General features: G+C 48.9%; 20 protein-coding genes. 13 read left to right on the top strand and 7 right to left on the bottom strand.

Going from position 1 to position 24,116, the window contains the following annotated elements:
* Positions 1 to 3 precede the first annotated feature (3 nt).
* The 5 genes from ACI955_RS08495 (at position 4) to ACI955_RS08475 (ending at position 3,640) form a co-directional block, all read left to right on the top strand.
* Complete coding sequence (locus tag ACI955_RS08495) at positions 4 to 711, top strand: DUF2894 domain-containing protein (RefSeq protein ID WP_415243313.1); 708 nt, start codon at positions 4 to 6, stop codon at positions 709 to 711.
* Positions 712 to 851: 140 nt separating this feature from the next.
* Complete coding sequence (locus ACI955_RS08490; RefSeq protein WP_415243312.1) at positions 852 to 1,445, top strand: tRNA-uridine aminocarboxypropyltransferase; 594 nt, start codon at positions 852 to 854, stop codon at positions 1,443 to 1,445.
* 363 nt (positions 1,446 to 1,808) lie between these two features.
* The gene (gene yghU / locus ACI955_RS08485; RefSeq protein ID WP_415243311.1) at positions 1,809 to 2,651 is read left to right on the top strand and encodes a glutathione-dependent disulfide-bond oxidoreductase; all 843 of its coding nucleotides are present in this window, start codon (positions 1,809 to 1,811) and stop codon (positions 2,649 to 2,651) included.
* A 689-nt stretch (positions 2,652 to 3,340) separates the two neighbouring features.
* Positions 3,341 to 3,463 (top strand): diguanylate cyclase domain-containing protein, encoded by a 123-nt coding sequence (locus ACI955_RS08480; RefSeq protein WP_415243310.1) that lies wholly within the window; start codon positions 3,341 to 3,343, stop codon positions 3,461 to 3,463.
* A gap of 27 nt (positions 3,464 to 3,490) precedes the next feature.
* On the top strand, positions 3,491 to 3,640 hold the full coding sequence (locus ACI955_RS08475) for a hypothetical protein (RefSeq protein WP_415243309.1): 150 nt from the start codon (positions 3,491 to 3,493) through the stop codon (positions 3,638 to 3,640).
* Positions 3,641 to 3,824: 184 nt separating this feature from the next.
* On the opposite strand, the gene ACI955_RS08470 is transcribed toward ACI955_RS08475, so the two are convergent.
* On the bottom strand, positions 3,825 to 5,015 hold the full coding sequence (locus ACI955_RS08470) for a class I SAM-dependent rRNA methyltransferase (protein ID WP_415243308.1): 1,191 nt from the start codon (positions 5,013 to 5,015) through the stop codon (positions 3,825 to 3,827).
* A 317-nt stretch (positions 5,016 to 5,332) separates the two neighbouring features.
* Positions 5,333 to 9,121: a response regulator gene (locus ACI955_RS08465; protein ID WP_415243307.1), complete on the bottom strand. Its 3,789-nt coding sequence runs from the start codon at positions 9,119 to 9,121 to the stop codon at positions 5,333 to 5,335.
* A gap of 209 nt (positions 9,122 to 9,330) precedes the next feature.
* On the opposite strand from ACI955_RS08465, the gene ACI955_RS08460 reads away from it, so the two are divergent.
* Positions 9,331 to 9,774: a YaiI/YqxD family protein gene (locus tag ACI955_RS08460; protein WP_415243306.1), complete on the top strand. Its 444-nt coding sequence runs from the start codon at positions 9,331 to 9,333 to the stop codon at positions 9,772 to 9,774.
* A 196-nt stretch (positions 9,775 to 9,970) separates the two neighbouring features.
* Positions 9,971 to 10,813 (top strand): DMT family transporter, encoded by an 843-nt coding sequence (locus tag ACI955_RS08455; RefSeq protein ID WP_415243305.1) that lies wholly within the window; start codon positions 9,971 to 9,973, stop codon positions 10,811 to 10,813.
* A 45-nt stretch (positions 10,814 to 10,858) separates the two neighbouring features.
* Here the strand turns inward: ACI955_RS08455 and ACI955_RS08450 are convergent, their stop codons facing one another.
* The 5 genes from ACI955_RS08450 to ACI955_RS08430 all read right to left on the bottom strand — a co-directional run bounded on the left by ACI955_RS08450 (position 10,859) and on the right by ACI955_RS08430 (position 14,690).
* The gene (locus ACI955_RS08450) at positions 10,859 to 11,485 is read right to left on the bottom strand and encodes a hypothetical protein (protein WP_415243304.1); all 627 of its coding nucleotides are present in this window, start codon (positions 11,483 to 11,485) and stop codon (positions 10,859 to 10,861) included.
* A gap of 346 nt (positions 11,486 to 11,831) precedes the next feature.
* Positions 11,832 to 12,086: a cell division topological specificity factor MinE gene (minE, locus tag ACI955_RS08445; protein ID WP_415243303.1), complete on the bottom strand. Its 255-nt coding sequence runs from the start codon at positions 12,084 to 12,086 to the stop codon at positions 11,832 to 11,834.
* The gene (gene minD, locus ACI955_RS08440; RefSeq protein ID WP_415243302.1) at positions 12,083 to 12,898 is read right to left on the bottom strand and encodes a septum site-determining protein MinD; all 816 of its coding nucleotides are present in this window, start codon (positions 12,896 to 12,898) and stop codon (positions 12,083 to 12,085) included. The genes minE and minD overlap by 4 nt, the downstream gene beginning before the upstream one ends.
* Positions 12,899 to 12,957: 59 nt before the next feature.
* Positions 12,958 to 13,749 carry a septum site-determining protein MinC gene (gene minC, locus ACI955_RS08435; RefSeq protein ID WP_415243301.1) on the bottom strand — a complete coding sequence of 264 codons (792 nt, stop codon included), beginning with the start codon at positions 13,747 to 13,749 and terminating at the stop codon, positions 12,958 to 12,960.
* A 212-nt stretch (positions 13,750 to 13,961) separates the two neighbouring features.
* Complete coding sequence (locus ACI955_RS08430) at positions 13,962 to 14,690, bottom strand: 4'-phosphopantetheinyl transferase family protein (RefSeq protein ID WP_415243300.1); 729 nt, start codon at positions 14,688 to 14,690, stop codon at positions 13,962 to 13,964.
* 212 nt (positions 14,691 to 14,902) lie between these two features.
* Here ACI955_RS08430 and ACI955_RS08425 point away from each other — a divergent pair, with 212 nt between their 5' ends.
* The 6 genes from ACI955_RS08425 to ACI955_RS08400 all read left to right on the top strand — a co-directional run bounded on the left by ACI955_RS08425 (position 14,903) and on the right by ACI955_RS08400 (position 24,060).
* Entirely contained in the window at positions 14,903 to 15,916 is a 1,014-nt protein-coding gene (locus tag ACI955_RS08425; protein ID WP_415243299.1) for a DUF2804 domain-containing protein, read from the top strand.
* Positions 15,917 to 16,070: 154 nt separating this feature from the next.
* Entirely contained in the window at positions 16,071 to 17,933 is a 1,863-nt protein-coding gene (locus ACI955_RS08420; protein ID WP_415243298.1) for a S8 family serine peptidase, read from the top strand.
* Positions 17,934 to 18,433: 500 nt separating this feature from the next.
* Positions 18,434 to 19,111: a c-type cytochrome gene (locus ACI955_RS08415; protein WP_415243297.1), complete on the top strand. Its 678-nt coding sequence runs from the start codon at positions 18,434 to 18,436 to the stop codon at positions 19,109 to 19,111.
* 56 nt (positions 19,112 to 19,167) lie between these two features.
* On the top strand, positions 19,168 to 20,280 hold the full coding sequence (locus tag ACI955_RS08410; protein ID WP_415243366.1) for a cytochrome-c peroxidase: 1,113 nt from the start codon (positions 19,168 to 19,170) through the stop codon (positions 20,278 to 20,280).
* Positions 20,281 to 20,312: 32 nt separating this feature from the next.
* Positions 20,313 to 21,707: a parallel beta-helix domain-containing protein gene (locus ACI955_RS08405; RefSeq protein ID WP_415243296.1), complete on the top strand. Its 1,395-nt coding sequence runs from the start codon at positions 20,313 to 20,315 to the stop codon at positions 21,705 to 21,707.
* A gap of 82 nt (positions 21,708 to 21,789) precedes the next feature.
* A complete protein-coding gene (locus tag ACI955_RS08400) occupies positions 21,790 to 24,060 on the top strand; it encodes a TonB-dependent receptor (protein ID WP_415243295.1) in 2,271 nt (756 codons plus the stop codon).
* Positions 24,061 to 24,116 lie beyond the last annotated feature (56 nt).

The raw sequence follows: 24,116 nt of genomic DNA, 5'->3' as shown, positions 1-24,116 counted from the left end.
GGTATGCTTTATAAGTTGCAGCAGGATTTAGCCGGCTTGCGAGAAACAGAGGCGCATCGCTTTGATTCGGCGCGATTTCGTTTTATCGAGTCTTTGCTTGAAAGAGCTGCCACCAAGCGTGGTCCAGTGCAGAACATTCTAGAAGAAAAAATTAGAGCGGCCTTAACTCTCTATAAAGCAGATCAACATGCGGCCGCTGCGCAGCGAGAGAGTTTAACTGAGCACGCGTCGGCCTGCGGCGTTCAAGGCTCGATTGCAAAGCTAGTTGGGCTGCGGGAATTATTAGATCAAAAACAAGTGCCTGTAGATTCGACGACATCCGCTTTGGAGCGCACATTAAACGAGCAGGAAAATCTGAGTGTAGCTGGCGCTATGTTTACAGCAGACATGTCCACTGAGCGAGACGGCGCTGCGGTCACAGGCGGACAGAGGCCCTTAAAATCTAGCCGGCAAATGCAGCTTACTCAGCAGCGTCGCTCAATAGTAAAAAGAGTAGAATTAGCTATTCAGCAAGCGCCGGAAAGCCCTGGCCCGCTCAATCCGCAAATGCTCGCCATTAAAGCCTTAACATCGATGCGGGATGTATCACCGCAATATTTAAGTCGTTATATAAATTATTTAGATGCCTTGTTTTGGCTTGAGCGCGCGGCAGAGCGACCAGCCCCAGCGAAGGTAGCCAGTAAATCCAGAAAGGCAGCGCGGAAAAAATAGTCTGTCAAAGACTATCTCAGGGCGATGTTCAAGGTCATTTACCGAAGGCGGGTTTTACTCGGAGTTTAAAAACGGAAGGCCTGATACTGTCGGCGTGCATTCGTTATTGTAGCGGTTCTAACTAACTAGGGGGTGGCAGTATGGTGAATTGCGCTGTGTGTGAAGGCTGCGACCGACCTCGTAAAACCTGCTTGTGCGATACCCTTGTGACTATGACCTGCCCTTATCGACTGATTATTTTACAGGACGTAAAAGAAGCCAAACACGCTTTATCCTCTGCGCCAATATTAGAAAAATCTATTGCGGGTGCTGTACGTGTGGTGGGGGACTTCTTTGATCCCGCTGTGATTATCGGGCAGGCGTGGCAGGAAGAAAGTGTGTTGGTTTTCCCCTCTGAACGCGCGATCACTGCAGATAAGCTGGGGAGTGAAAACATCAAAAATATTATTTTATTAGACGGTACGTGGCGCAAAGTTGCTCGCCTGATACATTTAAATCCCTGGCTGAAGGATTTGCCCTGTATCGCCATTCAGGCAGAGATGGCATCTCAATATAAGATTAGAAAATCACCCAGAGTGGATGGTCTTTCCACTATCGAGGCCGCCGTGGCTGCTCTCAATAGCTTGCTGCCTGATCGAGATTATTCAGCTATTTTACCTGCATTTCTTAAGATGGTTGATTTGCAAATTGAGGCCATGGGGCCGGCAACCTACCAAAAAAATTACCCATTATAAAAATCGCTACGGTCCGCGCTATCAGAAAGTTCAGCATCGTGTGATGCGGTCACCAGATTATCAAGCGCAGCTCTTGAATGTGAAATGGTAGAGGTGCTTGGTGTGATTTAGCGCCGATACCCTGGGTAGAGATAAGAATTGATGGCATGTGAAATTACGCTGCGGGCTGCACATTTTGCATCATCAGTGACAAATGAGTTAATTTACGTGACTCTGTCATAAGGTGTGTCGCAGTTTTAGGCGTTATTTAATAGTGCTTGCGCAACAGGGCATAAAGTATGCTCAGTGGTGCTAGATCGCCGGTCATCAGCAGAATTAGCCTTAAAATCCGAGGTTTATGCAATCTAATGGGAGCGTTTTTCAATGTCAGATTCTAATAGCTACACCCCGCCAGCAGTTTGGAAGTGGGATAATCAAAACGCTGGTAAATTCAGTAATATTAATCGACCGATATCTGGCGCGACGCATGACAAGGCGTTACCTGTAGGCGAGCACGGCTTGCAGTTGCATTCCTTGGCAACGCCAAATGGCGTAAAAGTAACCGTGATGTTAGAGGAGTTACTTGAGCTTGGTATCAGTGCCGCCGAGTACGACGCTTACACCATTAATATTGGCGATGGCGCGCAGTTCGCAAGCGGTTTTGTTGAGATTAACCCCAACTCTAAGATTCCCGCCCTGCTGGATCGCGGCGTGAATCCGCCGATTCGAGTTTTTGAGTCGGCGGCAATCCTGCTTTATTTGGCTGAGAAGTTTGACGCCTACTATCCTAAAGATGCCGCCACTCGTGCCGCTTGCCAGTCATGGCTTATGTGGCAGCAGGGCAGTGCGCCGTTTTTGGGTGGCGGCTTTGGTCACTTTTATGCCTATGCGCCTGAAAAATATCAGTACCCCATTGATCGCTATGCTATGGAGGTGAAGCGCCAGTTAGACGTGCTGGATAAGCATTTATCTAATTGCGACTACCTCTGCGGCGACGGTTATACCATTGCCGATATTGCCACTTATCCTTGGTACGGGGCTCTGGTTCAGGGACATTTATATGACGCGGCTGAATTCCTTGATGTTAGCTCCTATACCAATGTGCTTCGCTGGGCGAATCAAATTGCAGAGCGTCCGGCAGTGAAGCGCGGGATCAGGGTGAATCGAGTCTGGGGACCAGAAGACAAGCAGGTGATGGAACGGCATAGCTCGGCAGATTTTAAATAGTGTTCTAGGGATATGTGATTGGCTTGCTATTCATTACTCTAAAACGCGCAGGCCATTCACGAGCGAGAAAATGGGTCTATTATTACTAAGGACCTATCGTTTTCGATAATTCTTTGACGCATATATCTTTACAGGGCGCGAGATTTACACACGGTACGTGGTTTATTCGCGGTTGTTAGTATTGGCGTCCTGCTATCGATTTATATCCTGCGAGGATTGAAACATCACGCTCTTGCTGTGAATACACTTATGGCTTTTCTCAGCTTGGTGTTGATTTATCTGTCAGTGATAACCGGTGGGATTTTACCGTCCGCTGCTATTTGCCTAATAATTTTTCCCGCGGTGGCAACCATCAGTATCGATTTTAAAGCGGGGGTAACTTGGGGAGTTTTAACGTTGCTATCCTGGTCATTGCTGTTTTCAGGCCCGCGTATTGGCCTCCCGATACAAAAGGCGATACCTTATGTCGATAACGGCATTGCCCTTTTATGTCAGCATTTTAACCACTCATAGCTTCATCGTATTTGTCGCACTTTATTGTAGCGAGATGTCTAAAACCTTACGTACTAACCTACTCAAACAGCGCCGTGAACATCATTGCTAGGCTAATCACGATACCCAAACTGATGCGATTAATAGACATCATTTTTTTGGGTTTTTGAAGTCAGAAATAGTAAATTCTGAAAGAAATGGTGGTGGTTTTTTTTGTTTTTTTTGTCGATCTTAGTGATTTCAAAAAGACCAATGATGATTATGGTCATCATTTTGGAGATGAGATATTAGAGGTGTTCACTCGTAGATTGCGTTATTGAGTGTGCGCGACTAACACGGTGGCATGTGTGGGACATGATGAGTTTCGCCTCATTAGTCGCGACAGCAAAAATGACGGCGATGCAAAACGCGGAGAGCAGCGTATCAAGCAGATTCTGCAAGAGCTGCTGGCGCTTAAATACGGCAAATATACCTTGAGAAAGAGCACAGTGTGGTGAATTTGTCGGATTCACGCCAAGGATTGTGAGGCGCTACTTAACTGTGCCGACCAGCGGATGTATAAAGTGAAGCGTCTTAAAAAGGCTTCGAGAACCTAGTTAAAACAGCCAACTTTAGGTTGTTAGTTGTCGTCATACCCCTCACCGAGGCTAGCTATGTGCCGCGGCGGGGACGTGAAAAACCTTAGACGCGGGAAATTCGGCTTAGTACCGATTTCAAATAGCGAGTTTCCGGTATTGCTGAGTGCACAGGGTGGTCAGCCCCTTGCATACCTTCCGCAAGAATTTGGGCGTGGCGGTCAATATGGCGAGCGGATGCGCGCACTAGATCTAGCAATTCTTCTCTTGGCATATGCATTGAGCAAGATGCGGAAATAAGAAATCCGTCTGGATTTAACAGTCGCATTGCCATTTCGTTTATGCGGCGGTAAGCGAGAATACCTTCCTTCTGATCTTTTTTGCGTTTTATGAATGCCGGTGGATCCACGATGATGATATCGAAACGCTCATCGGCTTCCTTTAATGATTTCAGCGTGGTGAATGCATCGCCTTGCACCGTGCTGAGTTTGTCGGCCACGCCGTTAAGTTCAGCGTTTTTGTGTACCATATCTAGCGCGGTTTCAGATATGTCTGCACACCACACGTCGCTGGCGCCGAAGACTGCCGCCTGAACTCCAAAGCTGCCGACATAGCTGAAAACATCTAATACCCGCTTGCCGGGTGCTAATGCGCGCAGCCATTCACGATTGGGCCGCTGGTCGTAGAACCAGCCGGTTTTCTGGCCGGCTGCCAGGGGTGCTAAGAAGCGTACACCATTTTCAATAAGCTCGACTTCCTCGGGCACTTCACCGTAGGCGGTGACGACTTCTAGCTCAAGGCCTTCCAACTTGCGAACAGGGGAGTCGTTGCGCAGTAGAATGGATAGCGGCTGCAGCATTCGCACTAAGGCTTCGATAATAATGTCACGCATAGCGTCCATGCCGGCGGTATTGAGTTGTACCGCCAGGTGATCGCCAAAACGGTCCACAATAAGACCCGGCAGTAAATCACTGTCACCGTAGATGAGGCGATAGCAGGGATGCTCGAATAATGCTTCACGAAGGGCGAGCGCGGATTTGATGCGTTTTTTAAAGAAGTTAACATCAATGGGGCGTTCGTCACTGCTCAAGAGTCGGGCGCAAATTAATGATTGCGGATTCACATAGGCGACACCCAGATTTTTGCCCTGTTGATTTTCGACGATGACGTGCTCACCCGCAGTGAAATTGCGCAGTGGCGTTGTAGCAGCGTCAATTTCGTTGCTGTAGATCCACAAATGACCGCTACGCAAACGTTTATCTTCATTTTTAGCTAGGCGGAGGCGTTGAAGTGTCATGTTGGATTCCTAAGGGTGGTCAAGATCAAGGCGGGCATTATCCCTGATAGAAGGGTGGGGTGAAATACATTAAGGCTTTCCACAGTCTAATTGTTATTACTAATGATATAGCGATAGAGATTTTTAGTTGGAATTACGCTGTTTCTCGGTGTCACTGGCATTGGGAAAATCTTGCTGTCGAAGATCTCAATAGCGCAGTCAAGGGCCATGCGGATAAGATTGCTTAGGGTGAGTCTAGGTATTCAAGGGTCTGATTGCGAGTGGCCCTGCAGTTCACATCTTGAAGGCATGGAAATGCACGCCCGCTTGCAAAGGGCTTAGACTACCTCTGCCTTTGATGCCTTACTTTGATCCTCGGTTAAGTGATTTTCAAAGCAGAGTTTGAGCGCTTGGCTATGCAGTTTGAACTTCTTATAGAGTGGAGTGATTGTATCTAGCTCACAGCTCTTGCCGGCTCGTTCTAGCTTGGCGGCGCATTGGTGAAGTTGAGTGCCGTGAAGTTGTCCGGCACTGCCTTTTACGGAGTGGGCTATTGAGGCGAGTTCGTCAAAGTTAGGCTCGGCATAAGCGCGATCTAAGTCGCTAATATGAACGTCTATTTGTTCGCAGAATAAGTGGAGTAATTTGTTGAGTAAGGCCGGTTTCCCCATGGCGCTGTCCAATGCTTTTTCGCAGACCCAAATAGGGAGTTCATCGTCGCTATCACTAGCGCTCTGGCTAGAGATTGTGCTTGGCGCCGTAATTGAAGTGAGCGACGCTGATAGGGTAGGCAGCCAGTGCTTAAGCTTTTCTATTAATGCTTCAGGCGTAAATGGCTTCGGCAGGTAGTCATTCATACCGGCACTCATGCACTTTTCCTTGTCGCCGGACATTGCATTTGCAGTGAGAGCGACGACTGGTATGGCTCGGTAGCTATCGCCTGCGGCGCCGTTGCGAATAAGTTTGCATACTTGATAGCCGTCCATTTCTGGCATTTGGCAGTCTAGCAAAATGAGCGAGTAGTAATCCGGTGTCGCGTTTTTTAACATCTCTAGTGCCAGCTTGCCGTTTTCGGCAATGTCCGTAGTTAGTCCAATTTCGTCGAGCGTGCAGCGTCCGACCTCTTGGTTGATAAGATTGTCCTCTACCAATAGCACCCTGTGCTGACTGAGCTCCTCATGTTTTAGGTTATTGCAATGTGCGTTCGCTGGTGAAGCTTGGTTCCTGTTGTTTGGCGGTGATAGGCCCTGTCCGGTATTTGCAATTATTGGAAAGCGTGTTTCATGCGGTTGAATATTAATGATGGTTACTAAGTCGGCGTAAGATACTGGTTTTAAGTAATAGGCATTGGCACCTGTGGATTTAATTTTCTCAACATCAGTGATTTCAAAATTACCCACAATAACAATGGCCGATTTTTCAAATATTGGGTGTTGCCGAAGTTGAGTGCATAGCACCATCGCTTCATTCAAGCTCTCGCTTTCCGTGCCTATGATCACTAAGTCTGCACGATTGCTTGGGCTTGGTGCGACGCTTGTCTGAAGTAGCGCGGTGGCGTTAACTGCCGGGTTTATATGCGCCCCCCATTGCCGAAGTTGCTTGGCAATAGAGGTCTTAAATTCACTATTGTTATCGACAATAAATACTTGCCTATTCCGTGCTTTTATCAGTGCTTGATCGCGATGCTCTCTGCCGCTGCTACTCTGCAGGCAGACGTTAAAGGTGAAGGTGCTGCCTTCTCGATATTTGCTGGCAACTGATATGCTGCCCTCCATTAATTCACATAGATTTTTGCATATCGACAAGCCCAGACCTGAGCCGCCAAACTTTCGGGTAATACTGGCGTCTACCTGGGAAAAGGGTGAAAAAAGGCGCTTTATTTCGCTGTTTGGAATACCAATACCGGTATCGGTAATAGCGCAACTAAGTATTAACTTGCCGTTTCTGGGTTGCACTGCCGCGCGCAGAATAACGTTGCCTTTTGCCGTGAACTTAATGGCATTGCCTAATAGGTTGGTGACGATTTGTCGCAGTCTCGCTGAGTCGCCGGATACCCAACTTTGTTCTATTGCGCTTTGATCTACGATGAGTTCCAAACCCTTTTCATTGGCGTGTAGGGCTTGACTGGCGGCAATATCATCAAACAGCTTGCGGATATTAAAAGTATTATTCTCAAGCTCGAGTTTGCCGGCATCGACTTTAGAAAAATCGAGGATGTCGTTGATCAAGCTTAGTAGCGATTGGGCGCTGGTTTTAGCAATATTAACTTTGCGTCCCTGATCGGTATTTAGTGGTGAGTTTTCGAGTAAATTTAGCATACCCAATACGCCATTCATTGGGGTGCGAATTTCATGACTCATCACTGCTAAAAATTCACTTTTGGCATGTGCGGCGGCTTCGGCATTTTCTTTGGCTTCGACAAGTTCGTCACGTACTTTTTTATGAATGTCGATATCCTGTACGGAGCCGTAAATTCGTTTGCAGCTATTATTATGGAATTCCGCTTGGCCGGTGATGTGAATCCATGTGTCACAACCGCCTGCGGTGCGTACTTTAATTTCCTCACTAAAAGGAATGCCGTCTTTTATCGCTTCCCCTATGGCGTTTGTTATCTTCAGATGGGAGTCCCGGGTGTAAGGAAAATCTTTGATATTTTTATGGGTGGGGGAAAAGTCGTCGCTTACTTTAAATATCTTTCTAGTCATTTCAGAGCAATATATCTTGTCTGCGTCGACAATGTATTCCCAGGCGCCAACACGGGCTTGGGCGCCCATCGATCGCATTAGGGATCGTTGGCGTAGCATGATTTCAGCTGTTTTCTTTTGTGCAGATATGTCTTCAATAATTGACCAGACGAATGATCTGCCGACATCGTCATGAATTAAGACGCCGCTGAGTCTTACCGGAAATTCGCTGCCATCTTTGCGAATATAATTGCGCTCATACGGACCGTATCGACCGGTCTTTTGCAGTGCTCGTATTTGATACTGCTCGGCTTCGTCTTTGCTGCGGGCGCTAAGCTGCCAGCCATTTAGGGCTATGAACTCATCGCGACTATAGCCCGTGCTGTCGAGTAACGTGTCGTTGACCTGCAAGAATTTGCCATCTTTAAATTCACTGAGTGCTATGCCGTTTGGCGATAGATCGAATAAGCTGCGGAGTAAAAGATTATTGCGATGGCTGCGGTTAATTTGCTGGAACGTCACAATAATCATCGAGTAGATGATTAGGCCGGCAAGAATGAGATAGACGCGCAGCGTATAGGCGTTTTCTGCCAGCGGTGACCAGCCGTTTTTGGGGATGGCGGCGAGCTCCCATTGATCTCCGGAGGGCATGGCAATTTCACTTATTACCGGCTTGGATTCCGCGTAAAAAGAGCTGCTATTGCCGAAGAATGCTGCTGATGTGTCGCCATTTATTTTGCGTATGGCAATGTTCAAGTCTGAGTTACTTGCAACTAGACCGCTTGCCTCATAGAGGCTTTGCAAGTCGACAACTGCAGAGATAGTTCCCCATACTTGCGGTGTCGCTTGCCTGCTATCAGGAAAAACTACTGGCAGGCGGAGAATCAAGCCTTGACCGCCTTGAATAAGTTCAAAGGGGCCTGAGATGATATTTTGCTGGGTTTGGCGCGCGCGGAGTAAGTCCTTAAGTTGATCTGGGCGGTTGTGATAATCAAAGCCTATCGCGGCTTCGTTGCCCTCAACTGGATACATATACTGGAGTGTGAGATTTCGCGTTGCGGTGATGTTTCTAAGTTGCGCACTGCCATCGAATAGGGGCTTTGCAAATTGCGCGAATTGGTCTTGATCCAAGCCGGGATTAGAATGAATCGCGGATACCATGGCCTTTGAGGTTTGTAAGTTGCCGAATATATTGCCCTCTAAGCGCGCGGCTATGACTTTAAGGGTATTGTCTGCTTGGTTGCGTTCGGTTGTTCTGTGATTACTATTGCTGAGTTCGTCGATATATGTGCCGATGGCAATGATGATGATTGCGGTAACGATCCATATTATTTTTTGCAGCCATTGAATATTGTCAGAATCTGGGCGACGAGGTGCGTTAAGGTGGTCACTCTCCATCTTGCCGCTGTAATTGTTTGTTAACCGCGCTAGCAGTTCTTTCATGCACTGGCCCTCTGCAAAGGAATGATCCTAAGGGAGCTTCACGACGGCGGATATTCGTACTTTCCCTAGTGGGCGGTGGAAAGATCTGTACACTACTGGCCTGCGGTGTAGCTTGCGCGAAATGTGGCATCTTAGTCGTCTATGTGACGTAGTTGTGGATATACGGCTCTGTGGTTTACTCGGGTATATAAAGTAATAGCGAGGTGTCGATGACAATTTGGGTAGATGCGGACGCATGTCCAGTAGTGGTAAGAGAGATACTTTTTAAGGCGGCGGTGCGTACTGGCGTAACCCTGACCTTAATTGCAAATCAGGCGGTGCGCGTGCCGCCCTCGCCTTATATATCTGCGATTCAGGTAAGCAGCGGTTTTGACGTGGCGGATGATGAAATTGTGCGCCGTGCCTCAGCCGGTGATTTGGTTATTACCAGTGATATTCCTCTGGCTGCGGAGGTAATAGAGAAGGGGGCATTCGCGCTTAGTCCCCGGGGTGAGTTATTAAGCACTGAGAATGTACGCAGCCGTCTAATAATGCGTGATTTTATGGACACTATGCGTTCATCAGGCGTGCATAGCGGCGGTGCAGCGACCTATAGTTCGGCCGATAAACAGATGTTTGCGAATCAGCTCGATCGCTATTTGGCGAAGCAGTGAAAAGCCGAGGTTCACTTGCAAGTGTGTACACATCGCCTTGAGGCTATTTTCTGTGGTATTGAAATGCTCGCTGATGTTCATTTTCATCAGTGCTATTGCGTTAACGCTGGGCAAGTTCTTAGGACGCAAATAGGGAGTAGTAAGATAAGACTGCCTACTTTGAATCACAGTCTTATACGGGAGTCGAAGAAGCAAAATGTCGCGAATTCAGTTGGTGTTACTTACAGCAATGGTCATGGTGGCGTTTGCGGCTAATTCCCTGCTTTGTCGTGAAGCCTTGTCGGCGGGCGACATCGGCGCCGCGAGCTTCACTTTTGTGCGGATTATCTCGGGCGCCGCGATACTCAGCCTTCTTCTATTAGTTAAATTCCGAAGCTATCAGCTGGGTGGGAGTTGGTGGTCGGCCGCAGCCTTGTTTGTCTATGCCGCGGCCTTTTCTTTCGCATACATCAGTTTGAGCGCGGGAACCGGCGCATTGCTGCTGTTTGGCGCGGTGCAGACCACCATGATTGTTTACGGATTATGGGCGGGAGAGCGCCTTACTATTTATCAAATTGTCGGGGCTGTTGCGGCCGGTGGTGGCATAGTGTGGCTTATGTTGCCCGGCATCGAGTCGCCGCCGCTGCTGGGTGCAATACTGATGCTGCTGTCTGGTATTTCTTGGGGCGCGTATTCCTTGCTTGGTCGAGGCACGGCGGATCCCACTGCCGCTACCGCAGGCAATTTTATGCGCGCCGTACCCTTTGCCGTTATTCTGTTAGCCGTTATTGGGGATGCCCAGGTGACATGGGTCGGTGTCGCCTATGCCTCTGCCTCGGGCGCCCTCGCTTCAGGAATGGGTTATGCCTTGTGGTATGCAGTTTTGCCCGCATTGGCGGCTACCACGGCGGCGACCATTCAATTGAGCGTTCCTGTTATTGCTGCTTTTGGCGGTGTGCTGCTTCTGGGGGAGGCGGTGACCCTGCGATTTGGATTGGCATCGATAGCCGTGCTCGGCGGGGTATTTCTGTTTGTCGCTAGCAAACATAAGGCATTATAGCTTTCGTTTCCGATGCCGAAGACTAAATATTTGCCAGGCCGCTTTCTATTTTAAGGGCTCAATAAAACAGCCGTATTCCTTGTTAAGCTCGACACTAAAGCGATGGCGTTCGGGGGTGGTATTGACAATATAACGTCGAAAACCGGCTAGCACTTTGATTGAGTTAATCGTGCTGTCCGCAGCCAAGGGGATGTTCAGGGTGGTGTCCAGTAATTGATTATATTTGCGTATTTTAACCTTACCGACCTGCAGTGCTTGCTTAAAACAATCTAGTGCGAGTACGTAATTCTTGCTTTGTTTGTCATCATAGCTGGTGTTGCTCAGCGCTGTGTCAGTATCTATTGTGGTTCCGCGATATTTTATCTTTCTGCCCTCACTTCTCTCACAGCTGATTTCATCAGGATCGGCGTTTACCTCGCAGGTAATCATGCGGTAATAGCTGAATTCTTGGTCTTGCTCATGGTCACTTAGTTTTATTTGCCGCTGCCTGCCCGGTCCAACTTCGCAGCTGGAAATGGCCTGCGCGCTAGCCGCCGCGCCAAAGTTTTGGACAAGCTCGATAATAGCCTTGCTGAGCAACTGCTCGCTAAAAATATCGCTATCTTGGCAGTCGGCAGCAAGGCTGATGCTAGGCATAACAAAGAGAAGTGCGTAAGCAATACGAAGATACATAGAGGACTCTTTTATAGCTATTTGACGTGGTTGAGATTTGGCCACACTGCTGCGCTAATACTATCAATGTTGGCAGTTAATCCCAACCGTAAATAGCGCGCTTGCTAAAGCGTCGTTGCCTAGTGCAGGACATGACTAGCCAGCTGCGAAGTGTAAAGATGGTGTTTTCGCGGGGAGAGACTAGGCCTTATCTAGCGGTGGCTGATTTGCGTGAATGTCGCGAGTAAGGTCAAGTCGGGCGGCGGACTGCTTGAACGTTTTAACGTTCAAGCAGTCCCGTTTTCTGCGTGCTGATGGGCTCTAGTTTGCAGCCGCTAGGCTCAGCGGGGTTCCGCTAGAGCCTTAATTACACTCTATCGGGTAGAGTGATATTGAGCTCAAGCACCGAGAAATTACCGTTGTTGTCGAGTTGAACTTCAACTTGATCTTGATCGACATCCACGTATTTCCGAATGACATCTAATAGCTCTTGCTGAAGCTTAGGTAGATAGTCTGGCTGGTTCCGCTGATTTCGCTCGTGCGCCACAATAATTTGTAGACGCTCTTTGGCAATCGAGGCGGTATCTTTCTTTGTGCTGCGGAAGTAGTCAAATATGCTCATGCGCTCCTCCGAAACAGGCGTTTCAACAGCCCTTTCTGCTCTACATTCATGAATCGGTGCTCAACCTCTTCGCCGAGGAGACGGCGCACCGCGTCAGAGTATGCTTGGCCTGCGGGGCTCTCGATGTCATGGATCACTGGAATACCCTGATTCGATGCCTTGAGTACCGTTTCTGATTCGGGGATCACACCAAGGAGTTTGGTGGCGAGGATTTCTTCGACATCTTCAACGCCGAGCATTTCACCTTTGGCGACGCGCTCAGGGTTGTAGCGGGTAAGGAGTAAGCACTCTTCTACGCGTTCGCCATTTTCTGCGCGGCGCGACTTGCTTTGGAGTATGCCAAGTATGCGATCAGAGTCGCGTACTGATGAGACTTCTGGGTTGGCAACCACAATGGCCATATCGGCGAAATACATTGCCATAAATGCGCCGTGCTCGATACCTGCTGGCGAGTCACAGATGATGTATTCAAAGCCATCGGCGGCGAGTTCTTTCAGAATACGCTCTACACCTTCGACCGTGAGTGCATCTTTATCACGGGTTTGCGAAGCCGGCAAAATATAAAGATTTTCTGCGCGCTTATCTTTAATTAAGGCTTGGCGAAGGTTGGCTTCGCCATTAATGACGTTGACGAAGTCATACACCACTCGGCGCTCACAGTTCATGATGATATCGAGGTTGCGCAAACCGATATCAAAGTCGATAACAACGGTTTTATGGCCGCGCATGGCGATGCCGCTGCTGATGGCGGCACTGGTGGTGGTCTTACCCACACCGCCTTTTCCTGAGGTAACTACAATTATTTTGGCCAAGGGTCTAATCCTTCTTTGGTCGTTGCGTGTTAATTGTTTAAAAGGGCGATTAGCCTGGCTCAAACCAGTGGTGTAATGCAGAGTGTTTGCTCGTCGAGACGGGCTTGAACTGCGGTTTTCCAATGATCTGTGCGAAGGTCTTCATCTACTTTAAAATTGCCTGCGATAGAGACCAGCTCGGCCTCTAAACTCTGACAAAAAATCCGTGCTGAGGTGTCGCCGCGGACACCGGCGAGCGCTCGGCCGCGCAAGGCACCATAAATATGGATATTGCCATCCGCGAGTACTTCGGCGCCGGCAGAGACCGAGGCCATAATGATGAGGTCGCCCCCAGGTGCATAAACTTGTTGGCCTGAGCGAATCGGCGTGGTGACGATTTTGCTGCTGCTATGACTAAATTCGCTGGGCTTATCTATAGACGACGAAGCGCTTTGCTCCTCGCTGCCTAGTTCGGGTTTATTTTGCGACGCATCGCTGGCGGCCGCATTATTGTCGGCAGACTTGATCCGTCCCACCGGCATAATGGCGAGATTTATATGCTTGGCTTGGGCTTGCAGGTCGGCATTGCTATTGCGCAATGCGACGGGCAGCAGGCCTTGTGATTTGCAGATGTCGACGAGTTCACTAAGCGGCACGGTGGCGGCATCGCAATCAAATGCCTCGAAGCTGAGAACAACCGGTGTCTGATTAAAAAACACCGGTGCTTCTGCGGATTTTTGCTGCAGTTGGAGCTCAAACTCAGTGCGATCGTAGTGGGCAATTTCTAATAAAGTGAGGGGAAATAAGCCCCCTTTTAAACGAAAGGCTGCGGATGCCTTGGCTTTACTGGTAACTGATTTTAAAATTGGCAAGCTGTTTTCCTAAATATATGGCGGTGATGAGCGACGTTGAGATACTGCTTAGTAGTTTACGTGGTTCGTCGCCGAAAATGTGATACCAAAACTAGTGTTGTTAAGAGTAAGGGATCGCGGCGATTGTTCAACTGTTTTTCGCTGTGTTTACATCGACTTTGTGGATATTGATCGTTTGCAGGCATATTTTCGGCAGGCAGCGCTTGTTAGCACTATTTTTGCACCGCATTTAGCATCACACAGCTTAGCAGGCGTTGGTCCTTAATTTGGTATTGAACCGTAAGCGTGTTGCGCTCGTTGTATAAAATCCACAGTGCCGGATCAAAGCGAAAAGTGAGATGGCCGTCGATGGTATTAATACTGTGTAATTTCGCTGCGTTGAAACCAAAGTACTGCTGCACAAGCGGATACAGCGCTTTGTAGATTGCCTCTTTAGCAGAAAAACATAGGCTTACGCCAAGTGCGGGGGTGAGTTCGCTTTGCGCAATTAGACGCGACTCGACACTGTCGATAATACGCGATTGCACGCGCTCAGCTCGGCTGTCGTTAAGAATGTCTTGGGCGTCGATACCAATGGCGGCAATGGCGGACTTTTTGGCTACGATGCAAGCCGCATACCGATCTGTGTGGGTAATGCTGCCTACCAATGTACTTGGCCATTGCGGGCAGCGCTTGGCGTCGGCGATCAGTTTAAACTGATTTGTTCCGTAACTGCTCATCGCTTCGTTAGCTAAATAACGTCCGGCAAAATACTCTGCCTGACGTTTGCGGCTGGCACGAAACATCGGCGGGGGGCAATACACCGCACTGCGTGCAAAATGAGTGGGGTCAAAAATGCTGTTGTCGAAGTCGGCGCTTACCAGTACCGAGCAAGGGTAAGTTTCGGTGTCGTGAATCGCTTTGATAAAGGTCTCGGCAGCGACTGGTTTGAACTCGTTCATGCGTGTTCTGCTGCTTTATGGAGTGGGTGTTGTATTGCCATTCGTCGTGTCAATTGCGTCACTAAGCTGAGGATAGTGTGCCTCAGCGTAAAGTAGCCCGCAATGTCTGATGGGTCACATTTTGGGAATTTGTCGTTTGACCGCTTGGTTTTACTGTCACAGAATATGGGCGGATGTGTAGTAAAGGTTCATAAAATAATGAGAGCAGTAAAATGAATCGTAAAGCGACACTGATTGGCGCAGACGGCCAAGCGGCGTTTGGCCTATTTGAGCACGGCGTAGGATGCGTTAATTTCCAAGACTACGATTTGCGCTCACCAATGGACCGCGAATTGGGCGCGCTTGCCAAGCATTTTAAATTTAATCAATTTCAATTTATTGCATTAGTCAGCCCGGAGTTAATTGTGGGTGTGGCGATTATTGATTTGAAATTGGTGAGCAAGGCCTTCGTGTACTTATACGAGCCGCGAAGCCAAACCTTTGACGAGTATAGCTTTATACAGCCGTTGGCTCGCAAAACCAGTATTGATCTTAAGCCGGATGATGGCTGTGCTTATTTTGCTAGTGGCAAAAACACAATATCCATAGCGGCGAAGGCCGGGCGGCGACAATTGACGGTGGTGCTGCGATCTGGGGTAAACATAACCGCAGAGATCGATGAGTCTCACTCAGCGCCATTGGCCATGTGCAGTCGTGCGGGTTATCAGGGCTGGGTGTATACCCAAAAAAACGCAGCCATCCCCTGTCGCGGGAGCGTTGTCTGGGGGGCTAAGAATATCGATTTAGCTGCGATCAAGGCCTTAGCGTCAGTAGATTGGACCGCGGGTTATATGCGCGGTGAGACGTTCTGGAATTGGGGCAGTATGTCAGCAAGCTTGAAAGATGGTCGCCGACTGGGAATGAATCTTGCTGCTGGCGTGAATGAAACCGGGTTTACCGAGAATGCAATCTGGCTTGATGACCGCCTGATAAAAGTGGATATGGTTAATTTCCAATTTGATCGTTACTCGCCCGATAGTTGTTGGCATATGCAGTCAGCCGACGGCATTGTAAATTTGCGATTTACGCCGATGGGACAGCGTAAAGAAAAAGTAAATGCGTTTTTTGTAGCGTCTAATTTCACTCAGCACTTTGGGGTGTTTGAGGGGTTAATTCGGGTTGGTGATGAACTAATTTCTGTGGAGAACTGCTGGGGCTTTGCAGAAGATCATTTCGCTCGCTGGTAGCGCAATAGTAATGAGTTAGTGGGGCGGTTTGAATTGGTGACGATTAAGATTGGCATACTCGGTATTTTTGTGGGGATGCGGTGGTCTTAATTGTTACTTTGGGGAAGTGTTTTAATCTGTATCGATAAACTTTAAAAAAAAGTGGAGACAGTATATGAAAGTGATAAAGCGAGGGCGACTTTTGCTCGGTGGTTTATTTGTGGCGTCTATAGCCGCATGCGGTGGTGGCACTGGTGGCGTTGATTTGGGTGCGGTGGGCGATGAGCTCGATGTGCAGGTGACCGCCATTGAAAGTTCGGTATCTGATGGACTGACTTCGGGTGCGCTCATTGAAGGGCAGTATATTGTCCTGCTTAATAAGGCGACTTCGCCGATCTTATCAGCCCTATCATTGGATGACCTTACTAGCGACCTACTTGACAGTGTTGGTGGTGTTTTGCTGGGCCGTTTTGAGTATGTTGTGCGCGGTTTTGTTGCGCAGCTTACACCAGAGGCAGCTGCCCAATTGGCGCAAAATCCATTGGTAAAGTTGGTTGAGCAGGATAGTGTTGTCACTATTGCGGCGACTCAAAACAGCGCTACCTGGGGCCTAGATAGAATTGATCAACCCAGCTTACCCCTAGACGGCCGCTATAGTTATAACGGCGATGGCAGTGGCACCCATATCTATATTGTTGATACCGGTCTGCGCACTTCCCATCAAGAATTCACCGGTCGGGTTGGCAGTGGTCGTAACTTTGTATCTTCTGGCTTCTTCTTTTCTAGTACCGATCCTGCTGATGTTAATGATTGCAACGGTCACGGTACTCATGTGGCAGGGTCTGCGGCCGGCACAAGATGGGGGGTTGCTAAAGCTGCCACGGTGTATCCTGTTCGGGTATTAGATTGTAATGGCTCCGGCAGTAATTCAGGTGTTATTGCGGGTGTCGATTGGTTGGCGGGGAATCATCAAAGCCCAGCTGTTGCCAATATGAGTTTGGGTGGCGGCAGCAGTGCGGCGCTTGATGAAGCTGTTCGAGCGGCAATTGCGGCGGGTGTTACCTTTGTTGTTGCTGCCGGTAATAGTAATGCTGATGCCTGCTCCGGTTCACCGAATCGAGTTGCTGAAGCCCTTACTGTGGGCTCTACGTCGTCGAATGACGCGCGCTCATCGTTCTCCAATAAGGGCACATGCGTAGATATTTTTGCGCCTGGTTCCGCAATTACCTCGGCCTGGTATCAGAGCAATACCGATACCAATACCATCAGTGGAACCTCGATGGCATCGCCTCACGTAGCCGGAGCGGCGGCATTGATCTTGGGTCAGAATCCATCGGCAAGCCCCGCGGCGGTATTCTCACAGCTCCTTGGCGAAGGTGCTGCGGGCAGACTCAGTAGTATTGGCACCGGCTCGCCCAATTTACTGCTGCAAATATCAGATGCTGGCAATGGCACGCCGACGGATTTCCCGCCTAGCTCAGCATTTACTTATAGCTGCGCGGATCTAAATTGTAGCTTTAATGGTGGCAGTTCCGTGGATGATAACGGCATCGCTAGCTATCAATGGAGCTTTGGCGATGGCAGCTCCGCAAGTGGTGCAGCGCCAAGCCATAACTTTGCATCAGCGGGAAGTTACACTGTTGCACTAACAGTGAGTGATACCGGCGGTCAGCAAAATACCGCTGCGCAATCGGTGGTGGTTTCTCTACCGGGCAGTGGTCCTTGCCCAGAGTGCGCGCAAACTAGTGGCACCTTAAGTGGCACTAATGCTCAGCAGTACACCCCAAGTAGCGGTGGCTTCAGCAGTAATGGCGGTCAGTTTCGAGGCTTCTTAACGGGCGCCGCGGGCAGCGATTTTGATTTGTACTTGGAAAAACTCAGTGGCTTTATTTTCCAGCGCTGGTCGGTGGTAGTGTCGAGTGAGGCCAATGGCTCTGATGAGGCGCTAACATATAACGGAAGTTCGGGTACTTATCGCTGGCGCGTAAAATCTTTTAGCGGCAGTGGTGATTATATTTTGTACACCGATAATCCCTAGTATTTTTTGCTGACTAGTCAGTAAGTACAAGAAAAACGGCACCCATGTGGTGCCGTTTTTTTTTGCGGGAATTCATGTATCCAGTGGAGATGACCATAGGCTGCGCAATTTTGGACGTTGCCGGTAGGCGGTACTTATTGGTCTCGGCCAAGATGATCATTTTTCATGGTGATATTTTTGCTCAGAGTTGGTTTGAACGGCGTAGTCATTGACAAGATGCTGGAATCATTATTCAATCGGGTTATGACACTTTTAATGCGTCATGTGTATCTGCGTTAAATAAGTCGAATAACAATAAAATGGACTTAAAATTCATGAAATGTAGCTAAGTAGCCAGCTTTTTCATATTGCTTAAGGCAAAAGTGTTGGCTAAGTTACGAAAAAATAAAAAAGTCAGCAGAGTGATTCTGCACCATCCAAATGTGATCCTCGTAGCCACTTGGCGTGGCGATGTTCAGTGGTGGTATTGATTAAAACAGAATTAGAGAGGGATCGTCAGAATGAAACGATTGGTGTTATTGCTGAGTGTATTATTGATGGCGTGTAGTAATGACAATGCCCCTGACGTGAGTAGCGAAGAGGCGGCTGCGGACGCACGGCAGACTTTACAGCAGGCGGTGTCTGCTGACGGCAAGGGCCTTTACGCTGCCTGTGCTGGATGTCATGGCGTGCAGGGTGAGGGCAATGTGGCCCTGAATTCACCGTCCCTCGCCAATCAGCAATCGTGGTATTTGGAACGCCAATTACTAGGCTTTAGGAGCGGTTTGCGCGGCAGTCATCCACAAGATGGATACGGCGCGCAAATGCAGACGATTGCTAAAACCCTACCGGATGATAATGCGGTAAAAGCCGTTGTGGGCCATATCGCTACTTTTAAAGCCAAGCCCGCTGCCAAAACCTTGGATGGCAATATTAAGCGCGGCGCGGATTATTATTCTAATTTGTGTGGCTCCTGTCATGGGCCTGCTGCAGAGGGTAATGAGCTGCTCCAGGCACCCGCCTTGGCGGGCGTTGATGACTGGTATTTATTGAAGCAGTTTAATCACTTTCGAGATGGAATCCGTGGCGCGGATGAGTCAGATCGCTACGGCTATCAGATGGGCATGATGGGTAAGATCCTACCCGATGATGATACTGCTAATGACGTGATTGTATATATTCAATCACAGGCTGATTAATTATGCGTGGAGTGTTCGGCCCGCCTATTTTGTGGCTGATGACGTGTGTCGTGTCAATGCCGCTAGTCGCTGCAAGCGAATGGACATTAACAGATGTTTGTCCCGCCGGATTTCATGGGCGAGACGGCGGCTGTTATCTGCAAAGCTTTTACAGTGGCTACCGGTCGCTGCAAGATTCGGGTGTTGGTGGTTTGAAAACCGGACTGCCACCTCTGCGAGAAGGTTTTGGCGCTCAAGAAATCGATCTCGGCCGTTTGCTGTTTTTTGATCCGCTGCTATCGGCCGATGGTGATATGGCGTGTTCGTCTTGCCATCAACCCGCAAAGGGTTTTTCCGATGGTTTGCCCGGAAGCGTCGGTAGAAATGGTTTTGTAATGCATCGCTCGGCCCCCACCTTGTGGAATGTTGGGTTTTTGCGTGAACTGTTTTGGGATGCGCGGGCCTCTTCCCTGGAGGAACAACTTGAGGGGCCTTTGTTTTCCAGCGTAGAGATGGCGAATACCCCCGCGCAACTATTGGCAAGTTTACGGCAGAACGCAAATTATCCCGGCTTGTTTCAGCAGGCCTTTGGCGGCTCTGGCGAGATAAGTCTAGAGCAGGTTTACACCGCATTGGCGGCGTTCCAGTCATCTTTAATATCCCTAAGTAGCCGTTATGATTTATATGCCAATGGTTTTCATGAGGTACTAACGCAGCCAGAAATTGAGGGAATGAATGTGTTTCGTTCCTTTGTCGCTCGCTGTGCGGAATGTCATACCCCGCCGGCGTTTACCAATCAGCAAATAGCGGTTATTGGCGCGCCTGAGCCAGACGGTATGCCGCTAGATATTGGTGTCGAAGCGATTACCGGCGATGAATCCCAGCGCGGTGGTTTTAAAGTACCTACATTGAGGAATATTGAGTTAACAGCGCCTTATATGCACTCCGGCCGTTTTAATACGCTGCGCGAAACTGTTGCGTTTTACACCGGTGGGCGAGGGCATGCTGTGCCAGAAGGTGAGCATTTAAGTTTGCACTGGCATATCTGGGAGCCTGATCTAAATGATCGCGAACTCGACCTACTAGTGGCATTTTTAAAGACCTTAACTGACCAAAGTTTTATGCCCGTACTACCCCAAAAAGTTCCTTCCGGCTTAAAGCCGGTGACTACTCAAATACTGACGCATTAACGATCCAGACTCTGTAAACAAGGAGCGCAACAATGAAGAAAATGATCCCACTGGGACTGCTGTGGCTTGGCCTCATGATAGCCGCGCCAAGTTTGCTGGCGGCCGACATCTCGGTAAAGGACGGCGACTCCATCCAGGCTGCGGTAAATCAAGCCAGCACCGGCGATGTCATTCTGGTGTATCCCGGCACCTATAAAGAAAGTGTGTATGTGGATAAAGACGGCATCACCATTCGCGGCGTCGTTGAAGAGGGTGAGTGGCCGGTCATGGACGGCGAGGGTAAGCTCAATGACGCTATCCTTTACTCGGGTAATGATTTTACCGTGGAGTGGTTAACGATTACCCGCTACAAGGGTAATGCCGTTATGGGCCAGGCGGGCAATAATTTTGTGATTCGATACAACCGCGTTATCGATACCGGGGTCTACGGTATTTTCCCCCAGTTTGGTAAAAACGGTCTTATTGAGTACAACGTTCTGAGCGGTATTGAAGACGCTGCTATCTATGTGGGTATGTGCGACAACATCGATGTTCGTCACAACGAGGTGTTTGATAATGTTGCGGGTATTGAGATAGAAAATACTCGCCATGCATTGGTAGAAAATAATTACGCTCATAACAACACCGCGGGTCTATTGGTGTTTATTACGCCGGGCTTACCGATCAAGACGACCTACGACGTTATTCTGCGCAATAATTTTGTGGTCAATAACAACACCGCTAACTTTGGCGCGCCGGGTTCAATTGTGTCTAAAGTGCCACCCGGAGTAGGTATTGTGATAATGGCCGCCGATGACGTGATCGTTGAGGGTAATATTATTTCAGGGAATAAAACCGCTGGTATCGTGGTTACCGATCTGGCGTTTATCACTGATATTTCCAGTGACCCCGATTCAGAGCCCAATCCAGATCGCATGGTGTTCCTTGATAATTTAATGTTCGATAACGGCAAAGATCCAGTCGCTGATGTGAAGGCCTTAATGCTGACCCAGTTCAGCCGTCGTGGCCCCGATATTCTCGCTAATTTGGGTTCCGCACAGGAGCCGGATAATTGCATTATCAATCGCGAACGCTACACCAGCTTCGGGCTGAAAAAGTGGAGCGAGTGCGAGCGCAAAGACACCGCGGACATTGTATCCATGATGATACCCGGTGGCGTCCCCAGTGAAGTGTTGACTACTGAGGGTCGCACCAAGTTACTGTATCAAGGCATTTGTGCTGGCTGTCACGCTTACAATATGCGCTTGATCGGCCCCCCAACCTTAACGGTTAAAGCGATTTATCGTAATGATATACAGGCTGTTGCTGACTATATTGCGTCGCCTCATAAAGTGCGAACTGACTATCCTGCTATGCCGCCACAGGGACATTTATCTCCAGAACTGCGTCGTGACGTGGCCGAGTATATGTTGAGCTTGACCAAGTAAAACTGATTGCCGCTAGGTTGTAATTTGCAATGCCCAGTTCGGGTATTGCAATGCGCGTTTTGTTTGTGAGTGAGGGCGTAATATGAAATCCATTAGTAGAAGTCGCATGGCCTGCGCTATAGGCATTGCAGTACTGGGGACGCCTTCGGCGTATGCGGTAAACAACCTTGCCTTAGAAGAGGTTGTGGTTACCGCACAAAAGCGTAAGCAAAGCGCGATGACGGTCCCGGTGACCGTCGATACCTTTACCAACCAGGATTTAGAAAATACCGGTGCATTGAATATGGAAGATATTCAGGCCTATATTCCGGGGCTAAAAGTGGGTGATGGTGTGCGTGGCGGTGGCTCCACCCAGTCCTCATTTGTGATTCGCGGTATTGATAGTTCCAATATTAGTACCGGCGGCGACCCCTCGGTTGCGACCTTTCTCGATGGTGTGTACCTGCCGCGGGCAGCGATCACCGTGCCGTTTTCTGATATGCAGCGGGTAGAAGTTTTAAAAGGGCCGCAAGGTACCTTGTTTGGCCGCAACGCGGCGGCGGGGGTGGTGAGCTTTATTCCCAATGCACCGAGTAAGGAAGAAACGGAAGGCTTTGTGATGACAAAGCTGGGTAGTTATAACTTGTTTCGCGTTGAAGGCATGGGTAATTTACCGCTGAGCGATAATCTTGCTCTGCGGCTTAATCTACTGCACAACCAGCGCGATGCGGTCATCGACAGCAAGGGACCCGCTGCGCCAGATCCTGGTGAGCAAGACAATCAATTCGGCCGCGTGGCGCTGCGTTGGGACACCAACGACAAGCTGAGTATGCAATTCGCCTACGATATTGATCGTGTCGACAACGGCCCGCAGGCGCGGCTCAGTATTAGTGAAGAGTTCTCAAATTATCCCGACCCGACAGATCGCACATTAGAAACCGATGCTATGGGTGGCGGTGAAACTAGAGAGATGCAAGGTTTTACCGGTAAGCTGTGGTATGACCTCACAGATACCACCAGTTTGACTTTAATCGGCAGTTACCGCGCCTTTGAAACCTATAACCTGCAAGATGAAGACGCAACGGCAGACGATTCAGTTTATGTAGATACCAATAATATTGAAGATTCTGATATTGCCTATTTTGAGATGCAATTTAATGTTGCCTTGCCTTGGGTGGACGCCGTGTTTGGGGCAAATTACAGCAAGGAAGATACTTATCAGCAAACCGCCTTAACCTTTAGTTACGGCGCGGTACTCGAGCTGGCATCGGGTATGGCAGACATCCCCCAAGGTTTGTTGAATACCTTGTTAGGTGGCGCTATCGCTGGTCGTTACGTTACTGAAAAAATGACCAATGAGGGTGATTTCGAAAGTTATGGTTTCTTTAGTGACCTGGATTTTCCGATTACCGAAAGACTGAATATTATCACCGGCCTGCGTTACAGCAATGATCAAAAATCCTTTAGTTGGGATGCGCCGCTGAGTGATTTTGTGGTCTCGCAAGCGCTGGGTGAAAACTTCTTTTTTAACTCGGATGGCGTAGAGACTGCATCCGAAAGCTGGGACAAAATTACCGGTCGGCTGGTCTCCAATTATCAAATCACCGACGGAGCGATGACCTTCCTAAGCTACTCGACCGGCTATAAATCGGGTGGTTACGACTCCCTAAATACCGGGACTCGTGAGGCACCCTTAGATCCTGAGGTAGTGAGCAATATTGAATTTGGCGTAAAAGGTGATTTCTTTGACACGCGTGTGCGTACTCAAGTGGCGCTGTTCAAAATGATCATTGATGATCGCCAAGAAGCCATAGAGTCACGATCGCCAGACAGTAATGGCGCCGTGCCTGCGGTTATTAATACCGATGAAGATATTCAGGGTGTCGAGCTAACTGCGGACTGGCTGGCGACAGAAAATTTGCGCTTCGGACTGATTTATACCTACCGTGAGCAAGAGTCTAGCCGCGAGTCATATTTCAACGCACAGGGTGAATTTATGGTCGCTGATCAGGTAAATGCCACTTCCCCGCAGGAATATACCGTGACTTTGGATTGGTCGCCTGAAATTAACTACGGCCTGCTGTTATTCCATTTTGACTATATTTATGAAGAAAACACCGAGCCGGAGAACGAAGACCATCAACCGTTTTTTAATACGGTTAATGGCTACAGCGACGATACTAGTTTGCTGAATGCCAGAGTGGCGTGGAACACCCCTGGTGGTGGCTACGAAATGGCGCTGTGGGGTAAGAATTTATTGGGCAATGACCGAGTATCACAGCCCGGCGGTTTAACGGGTACTGATATCGGCACTTACCATGTTGGCATTGTTGATCCACTAACCTATGGCGTCGATTTTAGAGTTAACTTTTAAAACTGCTACATCACATTAAGGCCCGAGTTGATCGTGCGCGTTAATGTGATGTAGCT

Origin of the sequence: Zhongshania sp. (assembly GCF_047636175.1) — a bacterium.
Taxonomy (GTDB): Bacteria; Pseudomonadota; Gammaproteobacteria; order Pseudomonadales; family Spongiibacteraceae; genus Spongiibacter.
This window is presented reverse-complemented; position numbering and strand designations above follow the sequence as displayed.

Coding starts and splice junctions, on each gene's coding strand:
- ACI955_RS08460 (WP_415243306.1), top strand. CDS start 9,331: ATGACAATTTGGGTAGATGCGGACGCATGTCCAGTAGTGGTAAGAGAG.
- ACI955_RS08405 (WP_415243296.1), top strand. CDS start 20,313: ATGAAGAAAATGATCCCACTGGGACTGCTGTGGCTTGGCCTCATGATA.
- ACI955_RS08470 (WP_415243308.1), bottom strand. CDS start 5,015: ATGACACTTCAACGCCTCCGCCTAGCTAAAAATGAAGATAAACGTTTG.
- ACI955_RS08450 (WP_415243304.1), bottom strand. CDS start 11,485: ATGTATCTTCGTATTGCTTACGCACTTCTCTTTGTTATGCCTAGCATC.
- ACI955_RS08465 (WP_415243307.1), bottom strand. CDS start 9,121: ATGAAAGAACTGCTAGCGCGGTTAACAAACAATTACAGCGGCAAGATG.
- ACI955_RS08425 (WP_415243299.1), top strand. CDS start 14,903: ATGAATCGTAAAGCGACACTGATTGGCGCAGACGGCCAAGCGGCGTTT.
- ACI955_RS08495 (WP_415243313.1), top strand. CDS start 4: ATGCTTTATAAGTTGCAGCAGGATTTAGCCGGCTTGCGAGAAACAGAG.
- minE (WP_415243303.1), bottom strand. CDS start 12,086: ATGAGCATATTTGACTACTTCCGCAGCACAAAGAAAGATACCGCCTCG.
- ACI955_RS08455 (WP_415243305.1), top strand. CDS start 9,971: ATGTCGCGAATTCAGTTGGTGTTACTTACAGCAATGGTCATGGTGGCG.
- ACI955_RS08480 (WP_415243310.1), top strand. CDS start 3,341: ATGGTGGTGGTTTTTTTTGTTTTTTTTGTCGATCTTAGTGATTTCAAA.
- ACI955_RS08490 (WP_415243312.1), top strand. CDS start 852: ATGGTGAATTGCGCTGTGTGTGAAGGCTGCGACCGACCTCGTAAAACC.
- ACI955_RS08410 (WP_415243366.1), top strand. CDS start 19,168: ATGCCGCTAGTCGCTGCAAGCGAATGGACATTAACAGATGTTTGTCCC.
- ACI955_RS08415 (WP_415243297.1), top strand. CDS start 18,434: ATGAAACGATTGGTGTTATTGCTGAGTGTATTATTGATGGCGTGTAGT.
- ACI955_RS08400 (WP_415243295.1), top strand. CDS start 21,790: ATGAAATCCATTAGTAGAAGTCGCATGGCCTGCGCTATAGGCATTGCA.
- ACI955_RS08430 (WP_415243300.1), bottom strand. CDS start 14,690: ATGAACGAGTTCAAACCAGTCGCTGCCGAGACCTTTATCAAAGCGATT.
- yghU (WP_415243311.1), top strand. CDS start 1,809: ATGTCAGATTCTAATAGCTACACCCCGCCAGCAGTTTGGAAGTGGGAT.
- ACI955_RS08420 (WP_415243298.1), top strand. CDS start 16,071: ATGAAAGTGATAAAGCGAGGGCGACTTTTGCTCGGTGGTTTATTTGTG.